This window comes from Microbacterium sp. DT81.1 (genome assembly GCF_049844955.1).
GTDB lineage: Bacteria > Actinomycetota > Actinomycetes > Actinomycetales > Microbacteriaceae > Microbacterium.
Genome location: NZ_JBNCMA010000001.1, coordinates 984,379 through 1,006,228, shown reverse-complemented (window position 1 = coordinate 1,006,228; position 21,850 = coordinate 984,379). Strand labels below are relative to the sequence as shown.

General features: G+C 69.0%; 19 protein-coding genes. 14 read left to right on the top strand and 5 right to left on the bottom strand.

All coding sequences use genetic code 11. The annotated features are described in order from the left end of the window. Positions 1-43: 43 nt before the first annotated feature. The 3 genes from ACLQ2Q_RS04735 to ACLQ2Q_RS04725 all read left to right on the top strand — a co-directional run bounded on the left by ACLQ2Q_RS04735 (position 44) and on the right by ACLQ2Q_RS04725 (position 3,360). Entirely contained in the window at positions 44-1,003 is a 960-nt protein-coding gene (locus ACLQ2Q_RS04735) for a proteasome assembly chaperone family protein (protein WP_425818421.1), read from the top strand. A 204-nt stretch (positions 1,004-1,207) separates the two neighbouring features. After that, positions 1,208-2,611, top strand: coding sequence for an RNA polymerase sigma factor (locus ACLQ2Q_RS04730; protein WP_425818419.1), 1,404 nt, complete (start codon positions 1,208-1,210; stop codon positions 2,609-2,611). 35 nt (positions 2,612-2,646) lie between these two features. Next, complete coding sequence (locus tag ACLQ2Q_RS04725) at positions 2,647-3,360, top strand: coenzyme F420-0:L-glutamate ligase (protein WP_425818417.1); 714 nt, start codon at positions 2,647-2,649, stop codon at positions 3,358-3,360. A 10-nt stretch (positions 3,361-3,370) separates the two neighbouring features. Here the strand turns inward: ACLQ2Q_RS04725 and ACLQ2Q_RS04720 are convergent, their stop codons facing one another. Continuing rightward, the gene (locus tag ACLQ2Q_RS04720) at positions 3,371-4,393 is read right to left on the bottom strand and encodes a sugar-transfer associated ATP-grasp domain-containing protein (RefSeq protein ID WP_425818415.1); all 1,023 of its coding nucleotides are present in this window, start codon (positions 4,391-4,393) and stop codon (positions 3,371-3,373) included. Positions 4,394-4,438: 45 nt separating this feature from the next. On the opposite strand from ACLQ2Q_RS04720, the gene ACLQ2Q_RS04715 reads away from it, so the two are divergent. Continuing rightward, a complete protein-coding gene (locus ACLQ2Q_RS04715) occupies positions 4,439-5,161 on the top strand; it encodes an alanine racemase C-terminal domain-containing protein (RefSeq protein WP_425818413.1) in 723 nt (240 codons plus the stop codon). Next, the gene (locus ACLQ2Q_RS04710) at positions 5,158-6,222 is read left to right on the top strand and encodes an alanine racemase (protein WP_425818411.1); all 1,065 of its coding nucleotides are present in this window, start codon (positions 5,158-5,160) and stop codon (positions 6,220-6,222) included. Before ACLQ2Q_RS04715 ends, ACLQ2Q_RS04710 begins: the two co-directional genes overlap by 4 nt. Position 6,223: 1 nt before the next feature. Here the strand turns inward: ACLQ2Q_RS04710 and ACLQ2Q_RS04705 are convergent, their stop codons facing one another. Further along, complete coding sequence (locus ACLQ2Q_RS04705) at positions 6,224-6,451, bottom strand: DUF7455 domain-containing protein (protein ID WP_425818409.1); 228 nt, start codon at positions 6,449-6,451, stop codon at positions 6,224-6,226. Between the two features lie 169 nt (positions 6,452-6,620). On the opposite strand from ACLQ2Q_RS04705, the gene ACLQ2Q_RS04700 reads away from it, so the two are divergent. Further along, positions 6,621-8,738: a DNA gyrase/topoisomerase IV subunit B gene (locus tag ACLQ2Q_RS04700; RefSeq protein ID WP_425818643.1), complete on the top strand. Its 2,118-nt coding sequence runs from the start codon at positions 6,621-6,623 to the stop codon at positions 8,736-8,738. 11 nt (positions 8,739-8,749) lie between these two features. Continuing rightward, entirely contained in the window at positions 8,750-9,175 is a 426-nt protein-coding gene (locus tag ACLQ2Q_RS04695; protein ID WP_425818407.1) for an HNH endonuclease, read from the top strand. On the opposite strand, the gene ACLQ2Q_RS04690 is transcribed toward ACLQ2Q_RS04695, so the two are convergent. Then, positions 9,127-11,574, bottom strand: a complete 2,448-nt coding sequence (locus ACLQ2Q_RS04690) for a DNA gyrase/topoisomerase IV subunit A (protein WP_425818405.1) — start codon at positions 11,572-11,574, stop codon at positions 9,127-9,129. The two genes, ACLQ2Q_RS04695 and ACLQ2Q_RS04690, sit on opposite strands and share 49 nt — an antisense overlap. Before the next feature lie 95 nt (positions 11,575-11,669). Between ACLQ2Q_RS04690 and ACLQ2Q_RS04685 the strand changes: the two genes are divergently transcribed. Next, positions 11,670-12,794: an alkaline phosphatase family protein gene (locus ACLQ2Q_RS04685; RefSeq protein WP_425818403.1), complete on the top strand. Its 1,125-nt coding sequence runs from the start codon at positions 11,670-11,672 to the stop codon at positions 12,792-12,794. Between the two features lie 63 nt (positions 12,795-12,857). Here ACLQ2Q_RS04685 and sepH read toward each other — a convergent pair whose 3' ends face one another. Next, positions 12,858-13,919: a septation protein SepH gene (sepH, locus tag ACLQ2Q_RS04680; RefSeq protein WP_425818401.1), complete on the bottom strand. Its 1,062-nt coding sequence runs from the start codon at positions 13,917-13,919 to the stop codon at positions 12,858-12,860. Between the two features lie 204 nt (positions 13,920-14,123). Between sepH and ACLQ2Q_RS04675 the strand changes: the two genes are divergently transcribed. Further along, complete coding sequence (locus ACLQ2Q_RS04675) at positions 14,124-14,417, top strand: DUF4193 domain-containing protein (RefSeq protein WP_425818399.1); 294 nt, start codon at positions 14,124-14,126, stop codon at positions 14,415-14,417. A 22-nt stretch (positions 14,418-14,439) separates the two neighbouring features. Here the strand turns inward: ACLQ2Q_RS04675 and ACLQ2Q_RS04670 are convergent, their stop codons facing one another. Beyond that, positions 14,440-14,964 carry a DUF3093 domain-containing protein gene (locus ACLQ2Q_RS04670; protein ID WP_425818397.1) on the bottom strand — a complete coding sequence of 175 codons (525 nt, stop codon included), beginning with the start codon at positions 14,962-14,964 and terminating at the stop codon, positions 14,440-14,442. Between the two features lie 12 nt (positions 14,965-14,976). Between ACLQ2Q_RS04670 and dut the strand changes: the two genes are divergently transcribed. From dut to dxs, 5 genes are all read left to right on the top strand, one after another. Continuing rightward, positions 14,977-15,432 carry a dUTP diphosphatase gene (dut, locus tag ACLQ2Q_RS04665; RefSeq protein WP_425818395.1) on the top strand — a complete coding sequence of 152 codons (456 nt, stop codon included), beginning with the start codon at positions 14,977-14,979 and terminating at the stop codon, positions 15,430-15,432. Next, complete coding sequence (locus ACLQ2Q_RS04660) at positions 15,429-16,028, top strand: DUF3710 domain-containing protein (protein ID WP_425818393.1); 600 nt, start codon at positions 15,429-15,431, stop codon at positions 16,026-16,028. Before dut ends, ACLQ2Q_RS04660 begins: the two co-directional genes overlap by 4 nt. Continuing rightward, entirely contained in the window at positions 16,025-16,786 is a 762-nt protein-coding gene (locus ACLQ2Q_RS04655; protein WP_425818391.1) for a DUF3159 domain-containing protein, read from the top strand. The genes ACLQ2Q_RS04660 and ACLQ2Q_RS04655 overlap by 4 nt, the downstream gene beginning before the upstream one ends. Positions 16,787-16,936: 150 nt before the next feature. Then, positions 16,937-19,762 carry an aconitate hydratase AcnA gene (gene acnA / locus ACLQ2Q_RS04650; protein ID WP_425818389.1) on the top strand — a complete coding sequence of 942 codons (2,826 nt, stop codon included), beginning with the start codon at positions 16,937-16,939 and terminating at the stop codon, positions 19,760-19,762. Positions 19,763-19,894: 132 nt separating this feature from the next. Further along, a complete protein-coding gene (gene dxs, locus ACLQ2Q_RS04645) occupies positions 19,895-21,847 on the top strand; it encodes a 1-deoxy-D-xylulose-5-phosphate synthase (RefSeq protein ID WP_425818387.1) in 1,953 nt (650 codons plus the stop codon). The last annotated feature ends 3 nt before the right edge of the window (positions 21,848-21,850 follow it).

Below are 21,850 nucleotides of genomic sequence, written 5' to 3'. Positions count from 1 at the left end.
CACCGCGACGCCCTGCCGGCCGACCGACTCGTACCATGGAGGCATGCCCCCAATCGGAGACCTCTACGAGCGTGTTGCGAACGGCCCGGCCGTTCCGCCGGGGCTTCCCCTCGTCATCCTGCTGACGGGCTTCACGGATGCCGGCAGCGCGGTCGCCGGGCTCATCGACTACACGCGCGACGAACTGGATGCCGAGCCCATCGTCGTGTTCTCCAACGATGCGCTCCTCGACTACCGGGCGCGCCGTCCGATCGTCGCCTTCGAAGAGGATCACCTCACCGACTACCAGCCGCCGCGGCTCGAACTCTCCTTGGTGCGCGACGCGCTCGGCCAGCCGTTCCTGCTGCTCGCCGGCTACGAGCCGGACTTCGCGTGGGATGCGTTCGCCGACACCGTGCTGCGCTTCTCGACCGTGCTCGACGTGGCGACCGTGACGTGGGTGCACGCGATCTCGATGCCCGTGCCGCACACCCGTCCGATCGGCACCACGGTGAGCGGAACACGTGAGGAGCTGACGGCGGCGCACTCGGTGTGGCGTCCCCACACGCAGGTCCCCGCCACGGCCGGGCACCTGCTCGAGTATCGCTTCGCCGAGTCGGGCGCCCGCATCGCCGGCTTCGTCCTCCTCATTCCCCATTACCTGGCCGACACGGAGTTTCCCGGGGCCACCATCGCCGCGATGGACCGCGTGATGACCGCGACCGGCCTCGTCTTCACCGCCGACGACCTGCGGGAGGAGAACCGCGAGTACGTCACGAAGGTCGACGAGCAGGTCGAGGGCAACGAGGAACTGAGTCGCATGGTGCGCGGGCTCGAGGAGCGCTACGACGCCTACATGGCCGGGATGACGGGCGGAGTGGTGACCCCGCCGCTCCTGGATGACGGCGACCTGCCCAGCGCCGATGAACTCGCCGCCGAGCTCGAGCGGTACCTCGCCACGCGGCCGTCGCCGGACGATGACAAGCGCGGCGGGGGAGCACACCCGTCGCCGATGTCGGAATAGCGCGGCGCTTCCGGGCGTTTTCTCGGGTACGCGCGTGTCCCGCGCGTCACCACCATTGCGGTACGTATGTACAATGGTGTATCTGACCCGTTGTCAACGGGCTCGTCACTTCGGTCGATCGGGCTCCGCACTTGACAAGGGTCTTACTAGTGTCCGAAAACGACCGGCGGCGCGTGAAGTCCGCGAGCCGGTGAAAGGCGAAACGTGACTACTGTTACGAAGACCACGCGGACCTCCGCAGAGAAGGACACCGAGGCCGACGCCGGCGTCGAGGTTCCGGCGAAGAAGACTACGGCCGCGAAGGCCCCCGCGAAGAAGGCTGCTGCCAAGGCACCCGCCAAGTCGACGGCCGCGAAGGCCGCCGCGAGCAAGGGCAAGCCCAAGGATGACGACGCCGACGCCGCCGTCGAGCTCGATGACGACGTCGAGGTGGAGGTGGAGCTCGACGATGTCGATCTCGACGTCGAGGTCGAGGTGGACGACGAGGAGACCCCGGCGCCCGCCGCCGCGAAGCCCGGTCGCAAGGCGGCCGCTGTCGCCGAGCCCGAGGCCGAGACCGAAGCGGTCGAGGAGGACGACGAGGACGAGGAGTCCACGAAGCCCGCCTTCACCGAGCCCCTCCCCACCGGCGCGATCGTCATCTCGTCTTCCGACGAGGACGATGTGCCGGTCTACTCCTCGATGATCACCGGCGCCACTGCCGACCCCGTCAAGGACTACCTCAAGCAGATCGGCAAGGTTCCGCTGCTCAATGCGGCCGAAGAGGTCGAGCTCGCGATGCGGATCGAGGCGGGTTTGTTCGCCGAAGAGAAGCTCTCGCACATGACGCCGGCCGAGAAGTCCAGCCAGCTGGGCCTCGACCTGCAGTGGGTGGCCCGCGATGGTCAGCGCGCGAAGTCGCACCTGCTCGGTGCCAACCTGCGCCTCGTGGTCTCGCTCGCCAAGCGCTACACCGGCCGCGGCATGCAGTTCCTGGACCTGATCCAGGAGGGCAACCTCGGTCTCATCCGCGCCGTGGAGAAGTTCGACTACACCAAGGGCTTCAAGTTCTCGACCTACGCGACGTGGTGGATCCGTCAGGCGATCACGCGCGCCATGGCCGACCAGGCGCGCACGATCCGCATCCCGGTCCACATGGTCGAGGTCATCAACAAGCTCGCGCGCGTCCAGCGTCAGATGCTGCAGGACCTGGGGCGCGAACCCACGCCCGAGGAGCTCAGCCGCGAGCTCGACATGACCCCCGAGAAGGTCATCGAGGTCCAGAAGTACGGCCGCGAGCCCATCTCGCTGCACACCCCGCTCGGCGAGGACGGCGACAGCGAGTTCGGAGACCTCATCGAGGACACCGAGGCGGTCGTGCCTGCGGATGCCGTCGGCTTCACGATGCTGCAGCGCCAGCTCGAGTCGCTCCTGGACTCGCTTTCGGAGCGGGAGGCTGGTGTCATCCGCATGCGCTTCGGCCTGGGCGATGGCCAGCCCAAGACGCTCGACCAGATCGGCGACACGTTCGGGGTGACGCGCGAGCGCATCCGTCAGATCGAGTCGAAGACGATGGCGAAGCTGCGCCACCCGAGCCGCTCGCAGTCGCTGCGCGACTACCTCGAGTGAGTTGAGGCTTGAGTGAGCATGAGGCTCCGGCGAGCATGAGCTCGGACGGACAGCCTCCCGCGGCCAACGAAGGAAAACAGCTCGAGGTGCAGGTGGACGGCGCGCGCTACGCGCGCATCCCCCTGCGCACCCGCGTTGTGATGCCCGGTGATGACCTCGATGAGATCGTCACCGAGTACGGGGCGGCGGCGGTGCGGTCGGGCGATACCTTCTTCGTGACCGAGAAGATCGTGGCGATCACCCAGGGCCGCTCCTACCTGCTCGATGAGATCCGCCCGCGCAAGCTGGCGCTCTTCCTCTCCAAGTACGTGACGCGCACGCCCTACGGCATCGGCCTCGGGATGCCCGAGACCATGGAGATGGCGCTTCGCGAGTGCGGTGCCCCGCGCATCCTCTTCGCAGCCGCCGTGTCTGCCGTGACCAAGTTCTTCGGCCGCAAGGGCGACTTCTACCGCATCGCGGGGGACAAGGCCCGGGCGATCGACGGCCCGACGAGCGGCACGATTCCGCCGTACAACCAGGCCGTCGTGCTCGGACCGGACAAGCCCCGTGAGGTCGCCGCGCACCTGAAGACCCTCCTCGGCGGCACCGCCGAGGTAGCCGTCGTCGACATCAACGACCTCGGCGGCAACATCCTCGGGTCGACGCTCGACAAGGCGGGGGAGAAGCGCCTCGTCGCCATCCTCGGCGACAACCCGCTCGGTCAGGGACACCAGTCCACGCCGCTCGGGATCGTCCGCGCGATCTGAGCGCGCTTCGTCAGAAGCCGATGGCCTCGCGGTAGCGGGGCTTGTGGCCGGTGCGGATGCCGGTCACGCTCGGCTTGTTCTCATACACTCCGGCGCCCCAGTTACCCTCGACCAGCACCGGTCCCGTCGGGCTGACGACGACATCCCACCCCACGTACTGCACCTGTGGCACGACGCGCGCCACCTGATCGATGAAGACACGGACCTCGTCCATCATCGGCAGCTGGAAGTCCGCGATGACGAAGCCCGAGTCGGGGTGCTTCTCGTGCACGTGCCCGTGGGAGTCGTAACCGGGACCGACCGCGTGTCCGTCGTCGTCGAGCATCGTGTAGAAGCCGCCGAACGACATCTGGTCCGACACCTCGCCTCGCCCGAACTTCTGCGCGATGGCCAGGACGTGGGTCTTGTCCCCGTCGAAGAAGGCGGTGATGCGCGTCGTGTTGACGGTGCCGGGACAGACGGCGGCCAGGTCTGCGTGCTGCTGGATGACCTCTTCGACGAGCAGGCGCCCCTGGGCGAGAAGGGTGGCGTGGAACTCGTTCCAGTTCTCGACATCCGCGGCGTGGTAGCGGAAGACGCCCGAGCCCGCCTGGCCCATCGGGGTCTTCACGACCACCGTGCCCCGGCGTTGCAGGAAGTCGCGCAACCGGTCGGCGTTGCCCGGTTCGACGATCATCCATTCCCGCCGCAGGAACGCGTCGAAGACCTTGTCGAACTCGATCTTGTCGTGGAACACGTGCCGATACTCCGGCTGCGCGTAGCGCTGCGAGATCTGGTTCGACACGGGATGCGTCATATAGGTGGAGCGCTCGTCGCGGTTCAGGATCGCGAAGTCGTAGTCGATGTAGTCCTGGAATCCGACGTTGTGGCGCGCGGCCGACCAGAGCATGTCGGCGACGACCACCGGAACGGCCTTGCCGTGCTGTGCGGAGGCCTCCTTGGCCCGCTCGATCACCGAGCCGGCGTCGATGCGTCGCGCCCGCTCGAGAAGGTAGCGCAAGCGGGGGGCGAGGCCGAGGCCTTTCGAGGGCATGGGTGCTCCGGAGTCGGGATCGGGGGACCCGGATAGTCTAGTTGCGTGATCTCCGGCAACCCTGGGCGACCCACGCCCTCGGGCCCGCCCGAGCGGAGTGCGCCGATCGTGCGGCTCTCGCGGTCCGCTCTCGAGCGCAATCTGCGACGCGTGCTGTCCGGCGTGCATGCCGGCGTGATCGACGTGCGAGCGGATGCCTGGGGCCACGGTGCCCGGTTCGTCGCGCGTTCCGCCGTCGAGGCGGGCGCCGCCGCGGTGCTGGCCGATCCGTGGGCCGCCCTCGCGCTGGCCGATGTCGTCGACGGACGCCGAGTGCTCGCCTCGGGGCCGACGCTCGACCCGAACGCCGTCTTCGGTCTCTCTGACACCACGGCTCCCGTGATGAGCGCCCACGGGTGGGTGGTGAGCCTGAAGGCCCTCCGAAAAGGGGAGGGCGTCTCCTACGGCTACACCCACAGAGCTGCCCGCGACACCACCGTCGCCCTGGTCACCGGCGGCTACGCCCAGGGGATCGTCCGCGCGCTGGGCAATGTGGCGAGCGTCGCGATCGCCGGTCGACGGCATCCGATCGTCGGACGTGTCGCCATGGACGTGTGCGTCGTGGATGTCGGCGACTCGGGTGTTGCGCGCGGAGACGAGGTCGCCTTCTTCGGCGACCCGGCGACGGGCGCTCCGGCGATCGGCGAATGGGTGGCCGGCACCGGGATGTCGGCCGGCGAACTGGCTGCCGCCGTCGGGATGCACGCCGCTCGGGAGTACGTCCCGTGAGCTCCGGAAGCGCCAGTGCCCCGCCGGCCGGCCCCCGCCTGAGCGTCGACCTCGACGCGTTCGCCGAGAACATCGCGGCCGTCCGCGCACGGGTCTCGCCCGCCGAGCTGATGCTCGTCGTCAAGGACGACGCCTACGGGCACGGCATCCAGACGATCGTGGCCCGAGCGGTCGCCGAGGGCGTGCGCTGGTTCGGCGCCTTCGATGTGAGCGCCGCGGTGACCACGCGCGCGATCAGCGGTCCCGAGTCCCGCATCTTCTCGTGGCTCACCGTCGGCCGGCGGGAGATCGCGGTCGCGCTCGACGACGACATCGAGCTCGGCGTCGGTGACGCCGGTTTTCTGGACGACGTCGCCGCGGTCGCGGCCGCCCGCGGCGGCGTCGCGCGGGTGCACCTGAAGATCGACACCGGACTGCACCGCAACGGCATCCGCCCCGAGGATTGGCCCGCCGTGCTCGAACAGGCGATGGCCCACGAGCGATCCGGGGTACTCCGGGTCGTCGGGGTATGGAGCCACATCGCGGAGGCGAGCGACGAGGAGGACGACACGTCTCGCGCGCACTTCGACGCCGCGGTGGCCGCTGCCGAGGCGGCAGGCTTCACGATCGATGTGCGCCATCTCGCCGCCAGCGCGGCCTCCTTCGCGCGTCCGGAGTTCCGCTACGACGTCGTTCGCGTCGGGGCATTCTGCTACGGCATCCGCTCGGCGGGCGGACCGAGCGAGGAACAGCTCGGCATCCGCCCTGTCGCGCGGCTGACGGCCCCAGTGATTCGGGTCGACGGCGACGATGCCACGATCGCGGTCGGAGCCCTGGACGGACTGCCATCGCTCCTCGCAGGACGGGCCCGCGTCACCACGTCAGAAGGCGCCAGAGCGCTCGCGGAAGTGGGCCCGACCGAGAGCCGCGTCCAGGGGTGGCCGGGCGCCGCGGCCGGCGACGAGGTCGTCGTCTTCGGCGACGGGGGCTCTTCAGCCACGGATCTGGCCGAGAAGATCGGAACGGTCGGCGAGGAGATCCTGGTGAGGGTCTCGCCGACCGTTCCGAGAGAAGCCGTCTAGGTCAGAGGACCTCGGCGAGACGCGCGGTCTCGTCGTGCCACGAAGTGGCGATGCTGCGGAGCTTGTCCTCGTACTTGCGGCCGTGGTGGGCGCAGAACAGAAGCTCGCTGCCGTTCACTTCGGCGGCGATGTATGCCTGCGCGCCGCAGGAGTCGCAGCGGTCGGCCGCGGTGAGGCGGTGCGACATGACAGCGGCGGCCGGCTCGGCAGGTGTCGATAGCGTGTTCATCGCGGTGCCTCCTTGGTGCGTATCGCGGTCTGGTGCGGGGTCTCTCAATGTAACCACGCGGATGTTTCGGCAAGGCCGCGATCGCCTGGTATTTCGCTGTGCGCGTACGGAGCTTTCGGAGCGCCGAGTGTCGAGCGGAGCCCCGGAGCCGCCGCGGCTAGGCTTGCCGATTGTGACCTCCGAGTACTCCGCGCATCACCTTCAGGTCCTGGAGGGACTCGAGGCGGTCCGCAAGCGCCCCGGAATGTACATCGGGTCGACCGATTCCCGCGGTCTCATGCACTGCGTCTGGGAGATCATCGACAACGCCGTCGACGAGGCGCTCGCCGGGAACGGCGACCGCATCGACATCACGCTGCACGCCGACGGCAGCGTCGAGGTCCACGACACGGGCCGCGGCATTCCGGTCGACATCGAGCCCCGAACGGGGCTCTCGGGCGTCGAAGTGGTCTTCACCAAACTGCACGCAGGCGGCAAGTTCGGTGGTGGCTCGTACGCGGCATCCGGCGGTCTTCACGGCGTCGGCGCGTCGGTGGTCAACGCCCTGTCGGAGCGACTCGATGTCGAGGTCGACCGCGGCGGCAAGACCTGGGCGATGTCCTTCCACCGCGGAGAGCCGGGAGTGTTCGCCGACAAGGGCGACAAGTCGCCCGACTCGCCCTTCACCCCGTTCGAGGAGCGCAGCGAGCTGCGCGTCGTCGGCAAGGCGCCCCGGGGCGTCACGGGCACGCGCATCCGCTATTGGGCCGATCGTCAGATCTTCACCAAGGACGCCGCTTTCCAGTTCGAGGAGCTCTCGACCCGCGCGCGGCAGACGGCCTTCCTGGTGCCGGGGCTCGAGATCGTCGTGAAGGACGCCCGCCCACAGGCAGGCTCGGGGACCGGCGGGGGCTCGGCGACCGACGAGATCATCGAGACGTCCTTCCGATTCGACGGAGGCATCTCCGAGTTCGCGGAGTTCCTCGCCGTCGACTCGCCGATCACCGATACGTGGCGACTGACCGGCACCGGCACGTTCACCGAGACCGTGCCCGTGCTGCAGCCGACGGGGGCGATGGTCCCGACCGAGGTCGAGCGCGAGTGCAACGTCGACATCGCCGTGCGGTGGGGGACGGGCTACGAGACCACCACTCGCTCGTTCGTCAACATCATCGCCACACCCAAGGGCGGCACGCACCAGCAGGGTTTCGAGCAGGAGCTGCTGAAGGTGCTGCGCGATCAGGTGGCGCAGAATGCCCGGCGACTCAAGGTCGGAAGCGACAAATTGGAGAAGGACGACGTGATGGCGGGCCTCACCGCCGTGCTGACGGTGCGCCTGCCCGAGCCGCAGTTCGAGGGCCAGACCAAGGAGATCCTGGGCACCCCGGCCGTCCGCCAGATCGTCACCCAGGTGGTGCGCAAGGAGCTGGGCGCGCGCTTCTCCTCGCCCAAGCGCGACGACAAGAACCAGACGGCGCTGCTGCTGGACAAGGTGGTCTCCGAGATGAAGGCCCGCATCTCGGCGCGGGCGCACAAGGAGACCCAGCGCCGCAAGAATGCGCTCGAGTCGTCGTCCCTGCCCGTGAAGCTCGCGGATTGCCGCTCGTCCGACGTCGAGCAGTCCGAACTCTTCATCGTGGAGGGCGACTCGGCCCTCGGCACGGCCAAGCTCGCGCGCAACAGCGAGTTCCAGGCGCTGCTGCCCATTCGCGGCAAGATCCTCAACGTGCAGAAGGCATCGGTCAGCGACATGCTGAGCAACGCCGAATGCGCGTCGATCATCCAGGTGATCGGGGCAGGTTCCGGGCGCTCGTTCGACCTCTCGGCCGCTCGCTACGGCAAGGTGATCCTGATGAGCGATGCCGACGTCGACGGAGCGCACATCCGCACCCTGCTGCTCACCCTGTTCTTCCGCTACATGCGCCCGCTCGTCGAGGCAGGACGGGTGTTCGCGGCCGTGCCGCCGCTGCACCGCGTCATCGTGATGAACCCCGGCACCAAGCCGAACGAGACGATCTACACCTACAGCGAGCCGGAGCTGCACGCGCTCCTCGCCAAGGTGACCAAGTCGGGCCGGCGATGGCACGAACCGGTGCAGCGCTACAAGGGGCTCGGCGAGATGGATGCCGATCAGCTCGCCACGACGACGATGGATCGGAGCGGGCGGATGCTTCGGCGAGTGCGTCTGCAGGACGCCGAGGTCGCCGGCAGCGTGTTCGAGCTGCTGATGGGCAACGAGGTCGCCCCCCGCCGCGACTTCATCGTCGAGTCCTCGCACCGCCTCTCGCGCGAGGCGATCGACGCGTAGGCGGCAGCGGCATGGCTGTCGGTCAGAGCAGGCGCGCACGGGCCGCCCGGCGCCGCAAGCGGCGGATGGATGCGGCGGACAACGACCTGACCGCCGCCGAGTGGGCGACGATCAGAGAAGCGTGGGGCGGCGGCTGCGCATACTGCGGAGCCTCGGACGCCGCGCTGCAGCGCGACTGCGTGCTGGCCCTGTCCCGCGGCGGGCGCTACACGATCGAGAACATCGTCCCCGCCTGCCGCTCGTGCAATGCGAGCAAGGGCAACGACGAGGTGACGCGGTGGCTCCGCCGTAAGAAGCTGGACGAGCGCACCTTCCTGCTCCGCCATCGCGACATCCTGACGCTTCTGCGCCCCGTCCCGGAGGGAAACGCCGAAGCGTCGGCCGCGGGTCAGGCGAGCGTTCGGCCGATGGACCCGATGACAGCGTCGAGGGGCTGACCCGATGCATCCCGCTTGGCAGTCGCCTCGGGCAGCTGCCGGGTGGCTCCGTCCGTGCCCACCGCCCTGGCGGGTGCCGGTCCGACCCAGGCCAGGGTGAGCCGGTCCTCGCCGCGCAGGAACGCGTGCGCTCGCACCCCACCCGTTGCCCGGCCCTTCGCGGGGAACTCCTCGAACTTGGACACCTTCACCCGACCGGGATCGGTCCCGGGAAGCACCCCGTCGGCGCCCGAGATCGTCACCGCCACGACATCCTCGCCCTCGACCGCCCCGAAATGGATGACGCTGGCCTTCGGGGAGAGGTTCATGCCGGCCATGCCGCCCGCCGGCGCGCCCTGGGGGCGGACCGAGGACGCCGGGAAACGCAGGAGCTGGGCGTCGCTCGTCACGAAGACCAGCTCGGCCCCGTCGGGGGCGGGTGCGGCACCGACCACCGCATCGCCGGGTTTGAGGCCGATGATCTCGAGCTCCGGCCGCGGAAGGAGCGTCGAGGGGACGATCCGCTTCACCACGCCTTGAGCCGTGCCGAGCGCGACCGGCGTGTCGTCGTCGAAGCGCACCAGAGCCAGCACGCGCTCGGACTTGTCCGTGATGCCCAGGTAGTCCCTGAGCGGCACCCCGGCGCCGAGCTGCATCGAGGTGGACGGCAGAGAAGGGAGGTCTACGGGGGTGAAGCGCAGGATCCGCCCCGCCGTCGTGATGGCGCCGAGTTCTCCGCGGGTGGTGGATGCCGCGGTTGCGAGGATGGCGTCGTGCTTGCTCCTGCGCGTGGGGGTGGTGAGCGTCTGGCCATCCGGACGGTCCACCCGGACGGCGCGTCCGGTCGTGGAGAGCACGACGACGGTCGGCGCGTCGGCGATCTGCAGATCCGGCGCGGGGGCACCTCGCGTCGGCCGGGGAGCGGCCGGATTCGCGTTCATGAGCATGGTGCGGCGGGGGGTCCCGTGTGCGTCGGCGGCCGCCTCGAGCTCCTTGGCGACCTGCAGATTGATGAGCGCGCTGCTGCCCAGCAGCTCCTGCAGCTGCGCGATCTCGGCCTTCAGCGCATCGCGCTCGGCCTCGAGCTCGATGCGGGAGAACTTCGTCAGGCGACGAAGGCGCAGCTCGAGGATGTACTCCGCCTGCACCTCGCTGAGGTCGAACACGTCCCGGAGGCGCGCCCTGGCCTGCTCGCTGTCATCGGAGGTGCGGATCACCTGGATGACCTCGTCGATGTCGAGGATCGCGATCAGCAGCCCCTCGATCAGGTGCAGACGCTCTTCCCGCCGTGCGAGCCGGAAGCGGCTGCGGCGCGTGATGACCTCGATGCGGTGGTCGAGGTAGACCCGCAGCAGCTCCTTGAGGCCGAGGGTCAGCGGCTGACCGTCGACGAGCGCCACATTGTTGATGTTGAACGAGTCCTCGAGGGGCGTCAGCCGGTAGAGCTGGTCGAGCACCGCCTGCGGGTCGAAGCCGGTCTTGAGGCCGATCACGAGCCGCATGCCGTGGTTGCGGTCGGTCAGGTCGTTGACGTCGGCGATGCCGGTGAGGCGCTTGGCCTGCACGGCATCCTTGAGCTTCTCGATCACCCGCTCGGGACCCACCTGATATGGCAGCTCGGTGATGACGAGCCCCGTGCGGCGGGGGCCGAGCGGCTCGACGGTCACCTTGCCCCGGACCTTGAAGGCCCCGCGGCCCTTGGTGTACGCGTCTTTGACGCCGTCGAGCCCCATCACGATCCCCCCGGAGGGGAAGTCGGGACCGGGCACGAATTCCATCAGATCCTCGACGGTGGAGTCGGGGTTCTCGAGCAGATGGATGGCGGCCGCGACGACCTCGATGAGGTTGTGCGGCGCCATGTTGGTGGCCATGCCGACGGCGATGCCGCTCGCGCCGTTGACCAGAAGGTTCGGATAGGCGGCGGGGAGCACGGCCGGCTGCCGGAACTGGCCGTCGTAGTTGGGGATGAAGTCGACGACGTCCTCGTCGAGGTTCTCGGTCAGCGCGAGCGCGGCCGGAGCCAGCCGCGCCTCCGTGTACCGAGCGGCAGCCGGACCGTCATCCAGCGAGCCGAAGTTGCCGTGTCCGTCGACGAGCGGCACACGCAGCGAGAACGGCTGCGCCAGCCGCACGAGCGCGTCGTAGATCGGCGCGTCGCCATGCGGGTGCAGCTTTCCCATGACCTCGCCGACGACGCGAGCACTCTTCACGTGACCGCGGTCGGGGCGGAGGCCCATATCGGCCATCTGGTAGAGGATGCGGCGCTGCACCGGCTTCAGGCCGTCGCGCGCATCGGGCAGCGCACGGGAGTAGATGACCGAGTACGCGTACTCGAGGAAGGAGCCCTGCATCTCCGCGGAGACATCGACGTCTTCGATGCGCTCGGCGATGTCTTCGGCTGGTGGGTTGGTGCGGGGCATGCGTGCCTTCGGTCAAGCGGGTCGACCCTCGCTCTGCAGGAAGGGCCTTGAACGACAGCCAGGGCAAGGCCGCACGCTGTGCGAGACTTGCCCCGATGTCCCTGATGATACCCGCCGGGCCCGCCTCCGCCCGGAGCCTCACCGGTGTGCTGCCGGATGTCGTGGCCGCCCTCACCGGTGGAGAATCGCCGCTTCGCCCCGCGACATCCGCGGTCGTCTTCGTCGTCGACGGACTCGGCGCGCTGCAGCTTCGCGCGCATGCCGGCCATGCGCGGATGCTGGCCCCGAGGATGGGGAAGAAGGACGTCGGGCGCAGCGTCTTCCCATCCACGACAGCCGCCGCACTCACGTCGCTGCTGACCGGCGAGTGGCCCGGTCGCCACGGCCTGATGGGATACAGCGTGCTGAACCCCACCAGGGGCGTGCTGATCAACCAGCTCAGCGGCTGGGAGAACGAGGGAATCGACCCCGAGACCTGGCAACGGGTGCCCACCGTCTTCGAGCGGTTCGCGGCTCTGCGCTCGTTCGCCGTCGGACTGCCGGCATACGCAGCCAGCGGGTTCACACGGGCGATCCTCCGGGGCGCCGAGTACGTCGCCGCCGAATCGCCGGCGGAGCGGGTGAGCGTGGCGCTCGAACTCGCCGGCCGCCATCCCGGCACGCTCGTGTACTGCTACTTCCCGGAACTCGACAAGGCCGGCCACAAGCACGGCGTCGCATCGGATGAGTGGGTCTCCGCCCTCGAGGGCATCGACGCCGCGCTCGGTGCGGCGAAGATCCCCGACCGTGTCGGCGCCCTGGTGACGGCGGACCACGGGATGATCGACGTGCCCCGTCACCGCCACGTGCTCCTGACCGACGAGGACCCCCGGCTCGAGGGAGTGGCCCACATCGGCGGCGAGCCGCGGCTGCTGCACATCTACCTGGACGAGGGGGAAGACGCCGCCGGGGCGGCCCTGCGGTGGGAGACCGTGTCTGGTGCGACGGCGGATGTCGCGACGCGAAGCGCCGCTGTGGCGGCGGGGATCTTCGGACCCGACGTCGACGACGAGGTGCTGCCGCGCATCGGCGATGTGCTCGTGGCGGCGCGCGGGACGTGGGCCTTCTACGACGACCGGCTGACCGACAAGCGGCCGCAGCTCATGGTCGGCCAGCACGGTTCGACGAGTCCGGAGGAGACCGTCGTCCCGCTTCTCAGGCTGGGAGCGTTCGCGGCCTGACGCCCTCCCCTCGGGCTACTGCTCGTCGGTGCCCTCGGGCTACTGCTCGTCGGTCCCCTCGGCCTACTGCTCGTCGGTGCGCGCGCCGAAGACGATCTCGTCCCAGGACGGCATCGATGTGCGGCCCTTGCGGCGACCGGATGCCTCGCCACGGGCGGGCTCGGGTTGCCTCGGGCTCGGATCGGTGCGCGAGAAGTCCTCATAGCCCGGCTCCAGCGCGTCGAACAGCGCGACCGGGGAGTGGTCCCGCTCGGGCTCCCGTTCCGCGCCGGGCAGCGGCTCGCGCTGCCCCCGGCGCCGGCGAAGGGCCTCGAGCAGGTCCGCTGTCTCGGAACTCGTGACCGATGTGTCCGGCGCGCGCTTGATCGCGGCGTTCTGCACCGCGACGGCGGCCGGTTCTCCGGCGTCGCCCGTCTCGAGCACAGGGGCGGTTGGCTGTGCCGATCCGGCGGAGTGCTCAGTGTCGGGGACGCGCCGTGGACCGAATGCGCCGCTGTCGAAGCGGGAGTCGTCCTTGAGCGGCGCCTGATCCAGAGCGCGGAGCCGGGGGATCAGGCCTTCGGGCAGCGACCCCTGCCTCGACAGCTGGACGGCGTCGGCGTTCAGGGGAGACAGGGTGCTTCGCCGGGGATCGAACGCCCAGCGGGCGTCGTGATCGATATCGGATGCCGCGAACTCGACCTTGACGATCCAGCCCGTCTGCTCCTTCCAGCTGGTCCATCGCTCGCTCGTGGCTCCGGCCTCGGCCAGCTTCGCGCGGATCGCGGCGCCGAAGGTCGGGAGCGCGTCGTGCTCCAGGTCGCCGCCCATCAGCACGGGGACCGCCAGAGCCTGACCGACGATGTGCTCGCGTTCCGCGAGCACGGGCCCCTCGTACCGCGCGACGTCCTCGACCCGTGCCCCGAGAAGTTCGGCCACCTCGGCGGCCGAGAGGCCGGCTCGGATGTGCGCCTGCACCTCACGGGGACTCGGCCGAGGAGTGCGCGCTTCTGCGTTGCGTTCCTGACGCGCCTTGCGCAGCTCGGCGCGGAGCACGTCATCGATCGACAGCGCGAATCGCTCGCCCGACTCGGTCGCCAAGACGATCGTGTCGTCCTCGGTTCCGATGATTGTGAGCTGTTCCATTGCCTGACGCCTCTCCGAACGGTATGCGTATGCGCCCATGCTCGCACGGCGACGCCCGGGCATCGGGAATACACCGGGCGTGCCGCGAGTTTGGCTCCTCGCACGACAGCATCGCATTTGCGTAATGCCCTCGCTTCATGCAAACTATCGCCGCCTGACACGCGCAGGCCCACAGACAATACGCAACGGAAGAGACATTCAGGCATGGCCACGGATTACGACGCACCCCGCAAGACCGAGGACGACAGCGAGTCGATCGAGGCCCTGAAGGAACGCGTTCCCGACAAGCTGTCCGCGTCGGTGGATGTGGAGGACGCCGACAACCCCTCGGGCTTCGAACTGCCCGGCGCAGATCTCTCCGACCTCGAACTGGATGTCGTCGTCCTGCCGGCGCAGGAGGACGAGTTCACCTGCGTGAACTGCTTCCTCGTCAAGCACCGCTCTCAGCTCGACCACGACGACGCCGCGGGCCCCATCTGCAAGGAGTGCGCCGCGTAGGGACCTCAGCGCAGCAGGCTGCCTAGGATCGGGGCGCCGACTGCGCCCGCACGATCGCCGCCGCAAGGCGATCCGGCGTGCGGCTGGAGATCGACCAGGTCGCGACCGGGTCATCCGGATCGATGTTCGGGACGACCACCAGTCCGTCGATGCCTCCGCGGATGAGATGCCACCCTCGCGGGTCCAGACCCGGTCCCCGTGCGGTGCGCGCCGCCTCTGCGGTCAGCGGCACGGGCTCGCCGAGCAGCGACACGTCGATGTGCGCGCGACCCGCGCGCAGCATCCCGTCGCCCACCGCGATCAGCGGCGACAGCATGATCAGCAGCGTCACAGCCGCCACACCCACGATCGCCCCGATCACCAGGGCGACCGTCGCATCGAAGGGGGCGAAGACGAGCGCCGCCATCGGAGCGACCACGGCCGCGGCCACGAGCGCCCAGAGCGAGGGCGTGAGTCTTTCCCGGTAAGCGGCGAGGGTCGGCCGGGCCGCGTCGAGGCGGCCGCCGGAGCCGTCGTCGGGCGGACTGTCGTGATGAGTGATCTGCATTACCCTCGTTGGGTGACCGAAAGCGTGGACGTCCTCATTATCGCCCCGGAGGTTCCGGCCTACGCACACCCGGGCGATGCCGGCGCGGATCTCGTCTCCAGCGAGTCCGTTCGGCTCGAGCCGGGCCGGCGAGCGCTGGTGGGCACCGGTGTGCGGATCGCGCTGCCGGAGGGCTACGCGGCATTCGTCGTGCCGCGCAGCGGCCTCGCCACCAAGCACGGCATCACGATCGTGAACTCACCCGGCACGGTCGACGCCGGCTACCGGGGCGAGATCAGGGTCACGCTGCTGAACACCGACCCCACGGAGGCGTACGACATCGCACCGGGGGATCGGATCGCCCAGCTGATCGTGCTGCCGGTGCCTCGTGTGCGCTTCATCGCCGTCGACACCCTTCCCGAGAGCGTCCGCGGCGAGGGCGGCTTCGGGTCCACCGGCTATCAGCAGACCACCGGGAGCAACGCATGAGCGACGACACACCTACGGGTGCCCCCCGCAAGGCCGCTCCCGATGACCGCGCGGTCTCGGGGCCTTTCGACGAATCGGAGGCGAACCCCGTCCGTCCGTACATCGACCTCGGCGGCATCAAGATCCTTCCGCGCGAGGGCCTGAATCTTCGCCTCGAGGTCGAGGAGCAGACCAAGCGGATCGTCGCGGTGGGCCTGGACTACGCGGACTCCTCGCTGCAGGTGCAGCCCTTCGCCGCGCCGCGCACCGCCGGCCTGTGGGATGAGACGCGCGACCAGATCCGCGATCAGGTCCGTCAGCAGGGCGGGCGGGTCGAGGAACGTGACGGTCCCCTCGGCCCCGAACTGCTGGCGGAGGTGCCGGTCGCGGCGACGGCCGACGGCGCGCCGGGCAAGCGCCTCGCACGTTTCGTGGGCGTCGACGGCCCTCGCTGGTTCCTCCGGGGGGTGATCGGCGGCGCCGCGACCTCCGACGTCGCGGCGGCCGCGCAGGTCGAGGACCTGTTCCGCTCGATCGTCGTCGTGCGGGGCAACTCGCCGATGCCGCCGCGAGACCTGATTCCGCTCCGGATGCCGTCCACGCCTGGTTCCGCGTGAGCGAGGACCGCGTCCCCGAGCGCAGCGAGTCGTCGGACCTGACGCCGCCACCGCCGGAGCCGTCCGCTTCGGAGCTGCTCGGTGCCGCCCTGGGCGGAGCCGCGCGCAGCGCGGGTCTCGATCCGAATTCGGATGCGTCCACCGGACGAGTGGTGTGGACCGCCATGGGCGGCTGGCGCGGAGTGGTCGAGTCGGTTCTGCCCAGCCTCACCTTCGTCCTCGCCTTCACGCTCACCTACGATCCGGACGCCGGGACCGGCAACCTGCCGCTCAGCCTCGGGCTGTCGGTAGGGCTTGCCGTGGTCTTCACCGTCATCCGCCTTGCGACGAAATCTCCTCCCGGACCGGCCATCAGCGGTCTCATCGCCACCGTCGCCGCGGCCGCGCTCGCGCTGTTCACCGGGCGCGCGGAGGACAACTTCATCCCCGGGTTCGTCACCAACGTGCTGTACGGGTCGGCGTTCCTCGTCTCGGCGCTGATCGGCTGGTCGCTCATCGGCCTCGCCGTGGGCTTCCTGATGGGGGAGGGCACGGCCTGGCGCAAGGACAAGCGCAAGCGCCGGGTCTTCTTCTGGCTCGCGATCGCGTGGGCCGCGCTGTTCGCCGCGCGGCTCGCGGTGCAGGTTCCGCTCTACCTCTCCGGGGACGTCACAGCGCTCGGCACGGTCAAGCTGATCATGGGCCTGCCGCTGTTCGCGCCCATGGTGGCGGTCAACTGGCTCGCCGTCCGCGCCCTCTATCCCACGCAGAAGGCATGATAGATTTATCTTGATGTCAAGATAAATTCGCCCTCTTCCGGGTCGCCCGCCTGCGGCGCAGACTGGTTAGGCACGCCTTGCTAGCCCAGTTCGCACCCTGCGACGAAGATGGAAGCGAGCGTCCGCGGTCGACGAGAAGGAGACGGCATCGTGTCAACGGTGAACAGCTTCGGTGCGAAGAGCACCCTGACGGTCGGCAGCACCGACTACGAGATCTTCCGCATCGATTCCGTTCCGGGATACGAGAAGCTCCCGTTCAGCCTCAAGGTGCTGCTCGAGAACCTGCTCCGTACCGAGGACGGCGCCAACGTCACGAAGGCGCAGATCGAGGCGCTCGGGTCGTGGGATGCCGCGGCGGAGCCGGACACCGAGATCCAGTTCACGCCCGCCCGCGTCGTGATGCAGGACTTCACCGGCGTGCCGTGCATCGTCGACCTCGCCACGATGCGCGAGGCGGTCGAGACTCTCGGGGGAGACCCGAAGAAGATCAACCCGCTCGCGCCGGCCGAACTCGTCATCGACCACTCGGTGATCGCCGACCTGTTCGGCACCGAGAACGCTCTCGAGCGCAACGTCGAGATCGAGTACCAGCGCAACGGCGAGCGTTACCAGTTCCTGCGGTGGGGCCAGACGGCGTTCGAGGACTTCAAGGTCGTCCCGCCGGGGACGGGCATCGTGCACCAGGTGAACATCGAACACCTGGCGAAGGTCACGTTCACCCGCCCTTCGACAGGCTCAGGGACCGATTCCGTGGTCCGCGCGTATCCCGACACGTGCGTCGGCACCGACTCCCACACGACGATGGTCAACGGTCTCGGCGTGCTCGGCTGGGGCGTCGGCGGCATCGAGGCCGAGGCGGCCATGCTCGGCCAGCCCGTGTCGATGCTCATCCCGAAGGTGGTCGGGTTCAAGCTCTCCGGTGCCATCCCGACCGGAGTCACCGCCACCGACGTCGTCCTGACGATCACCGAGATTCTCCGCAAGCACGGTGTCGTCGGCAAGTTCGTCGAGTTCTACGGCTCCGGAGTCGCATCGGTGCCGCTGGCCAACCGCGCCACCATCGGCAACATGAGCCCGGAGTTCGGTTCGACCGCCGCCATGTTCCCCATCGACGACGTGACGCTCGACTATCTGCGCCTCACGGGCCGCAGCGAGGAGCAGGTGGCCCTCGTCGAGGCGTATTCGAAGGCGCAGACGCTCTGGCACGACGCCGACTCCGAGCCGGTCTTCAGCGAGTACCTCGAGCTGGACCTCGCCACCGTGGTTCCCTCCATCGCCGGACCGAAGCGTCCCCAGGACCGCATCATCCTGGCGAATGCCAAGACGCAGTTCGCAAGCGACCTCGTCAACTACGCGGACAGCGACCACGATCTCGTTGATCTGACGACGGCGGAGTCCTTCCCGGCATCCGACCCCCCCGGTCTGAGCCCCGAGGATGAGAACAGCCACCACGAGCACCACCACCACAGCCACGCGCCCACCAACGGCTCCAAGCCCACACCGGTCGTGCTCGAAGACGGTCAGCGGTTCACGCTCGACCACGGGGCCGTGACCATCGCCGCGATCACGTCGTGCACGAACACCTCGAACCCCTCCGTCATGCTCGCGGCGGGCCTGCTGGCCCGCAACGCCGTGAAGAAGGGCCTGAAGGCCAAGCCGTGGGTCAAGACCACCCTCGCGCCGGGGTCGAAGGTCGTGACCGACTACTACGAGAAGGCCGGCCTCACGCAGGATCTCGAGGATCTCGGCTTCTACACCGTCGGCTACGGCTGCACGACCTGCATCGGCAACTCCGGACCCCTCATCGAGGAGGTCTCGGCCGCCGTCCAGCAGAACGACCTCGCGGTCACCGCCGTGCTCTCGGGCAACCGCAACTTCGAGGGGCGCATCAACCCCGACGTGAAGATGAACTACCTGGCGAGCCCGCCGCTGGTCATCGCTTACTCGCTCGCCGGGTCGATGAACTTCGACTTCGAGACCGATGCGCTCGGCAAGGACCAGGACGGCAACGACGTGTTCCTGCGCGACATCTGGCCGGACTCGGCGGAGGTGCAGGCGACGATCGACTCGTCGATCAACAAGGACATGTTCGACACCCAGTACGCGAGCGTGTTCGAGGGCGACGAGCGCTGGAAGACGCTGCCCACGCCCACGGGCGACGTCTTCGAATGGGATGCCGCCTCGACGTACGTCCGCAAGCCCCCGTACTTCGACGGCATGACGATGGAGCTGACCCCGGTCACGGACATCTCCGGTGCCCGTGTGCTCGCCACGCTCGGCGACTCGGTCACGACCGACCACATCAGCCCCGCCGGCAACATCAAGGTCGACAGCCCCGCCGGCCACTACCTCAACGAGCACGGCGTCGACCGCAAGGACTACAACTCCTACGGATCGCGCCGCGGCAACCACGAGGTCATGATCCGCGGCACCTTCGCGAACATCCGGCTGAAGAACCAGCTTCTGGACGGGATCGAGGGCGGCTACACCCGCGACTTCACCCAGGAGGGCGGACCGCAGTCGTTCATCTACGACGCGAGCCAGAACTACCAGGCCGCCGGCACGCCGCTGGTGATCTTCGGCGGCAAGGAGTACGGGTCGGGTTCGTCGCGCGACTGGGCCGCGAAGGGAACCAGCCTCCTGGGGGTCAAGGCCGTCATCACCGAGAGCTTCGAGCGCATCCACCGCTCGAACCTCATCGGCATGGGTGTCGTTCCATTGCAGTTCCCGGCGGGGGAGTCCTGGGCATCCCTCGGCCTCGACGGCACCGAGATCGTCTCGATCTCGGGCCTCGAGCAGCTGAACGAGGGCGTCACCCCCAAGACCGTGCGCGTCACGGCCACTCCGAGCGAGTTCTCCGCGGCAGGCAAGCAGCCGGTGGAGTTCGATGCGGTCGTCCGTATCGACACACCAGGTGAAGCGGATTACTACCGCAACGGCGGCATCCTCCAGTACGTGCTGCGTTCGCTCGTCTGAGCATCGTGGAGAAGGGCCTCCGGCGTCGCGGCGCCGGGGGCCCTTCGCATCCCGCGGGATAGACTGGAGGCCGGCATCCGGGTCTCGGAATGCCTTCCCGGCAGGGGCCCTGAGCAGCGCAGAGGGAGACGGATGGCGATCCTTCCGAGCATCACCGGACCCGACGACCTCGATGGGCTGAGTCTCGATCAGCTCCGGGAACTCGCGGCCGAGGTGCGCAGCTTCCTCGTCGAGAACGTCTCGCGCACCGGTGGGCACCTGGGTCCCAACCTCGGCGCGGTCGAACTGACCATCGCGCTGCACAAGGTATTCCGCTCGCCGGATGACCCGATGATCTTCGACACCGGCCATCAGTCCTACGTGCACAAGCTTCTGACCGGCCGCCAGGATTTCTCCGGCCTTCGATCCCGTGGCGGTCTGGCCGGCTACCCGCAGCGCTCCGAGAGCCCTCACGACGTGGTCGAGTCCTCGCACGCCTCCAGCTCTCTGAGCTGGGCCGACGGGATCTCCCGCGCCCTGACGCGCACGGGTCGCGCCGACCGTCACGTGATCGCCGTCGTCGGCGACGGAGCGCTCACGGGCGGAATGACGTGGGAGGCCCTCAACAACATCTCCGACGACAACAACCGCAACCTCGTCATCGTCGTGAACGACAACGGCCGATCGTACGCACCCACGATCGGCGGGATGGCCCGGTACCTGAACCGGGTGCGAACGGGCGACACCTACCGGGACTTCTACCGAGGCACCGAGACTTTCTTCGCCAAGATGGGGCCCGCCGGTCGCGCCGTGTACCGCGGTGTGCGCGGCGGCACCCACGGCTTCCTGTCGCGATTCACGAACAACGCAGCGCTCTACTCCAACCTCGACATCAAATACCTCGGGCCGATCGACGGACACGACCTCGACGCCCTGGTCGAGACGCTCGAGCTCGCCAAGACGTACGGCGCACCGGTCATCGTGCACACCATCACCGAGAAGGGCCGCGGCTACCAGCCGGCCCGGGACGACGTCGCCGACCAGTTCCACGCCGTCGGCAGGATCGACCCCGCCACCGGCGGGGCCCTCAGCACGGCCCGTCCGGCATGGACGGATGTCTTCGCCGACGAACTGGTGGAGATCGGCGCCCGCCGCGACGACGTCATCGCGATGACGGCCGCGATGCTGCGGCCCACGGGCCTCGCCCCGTTCGCGGAGCGGTTCCCCGACCGCGTCTACGACGTCGGGATCGCCGAGCAGCACGCGGTGGCATCCGCGGCCGGCATGGCATTCGGCGGGCTGCACCCCGTCGTGGCGGTCTACGCGACCTTCATGGGCCGCGCGTTCGATCAGGTGCTGATGGATGTCGCCCTGCACCGCGCCGGAGTCACCTTCGTGCTGGATCGGGCAGGGGTCACGGGCCCCGACGGCCCGAGCCACCACGGCATGTGGGACCTCGCGATGCTGCAGATCGTTCCGAACATCCGCATCGCCGCTCCGCGCGACGCCGAGCGCCTGCGGGAACTGCTCTCCGAGGCGGTCGAGGTGTCCGATGCCCCCACGGTGATCCGCTTCCCGAAGGGTGACGTGGCACCGCCGATCGATGCGGTGCGCCGCCTTCCGGACGGCGTCGACGTGCTCGTCGAGTGCGACGCCCAGGATGTGCTGCTCGTCGGTATCGGTCCGTTCGCCCATCTGGCGATGGATGTCGCCGCGCGTCTGCGAGCGCAGGGAATCGGCGCCACGGTCATCGATCCGAGGTGGGCGATCCCGGTGCAGCAGTCCATCGTCGACCTTGCAGCATCCCATCGCCTCGTCATCACGCTGGAGGACGGCATCCGCGTCGGAGGCGTCGGCACCCGGGTCCGGCAGGTTCTGCGCGAGTCCGGCGTCGACACGGCCGTCGATGAGCTCGGCCTTCCGGACTCGTTCATCGATCACGCCAGCCGCGAGCAGATCCTCGAGGATGCCGGCCTCACGGCCGCCAAGATCGCCCAGGACGTCGTGGCGCAGGTGCTGGGCACCCGCATCCCGGTCGCGCGTCAGACGCTGACGAGCGAGTTGCCGACGATTCCGGACTTGGCGGGGCGGCGCTCGGACGCGTGACCG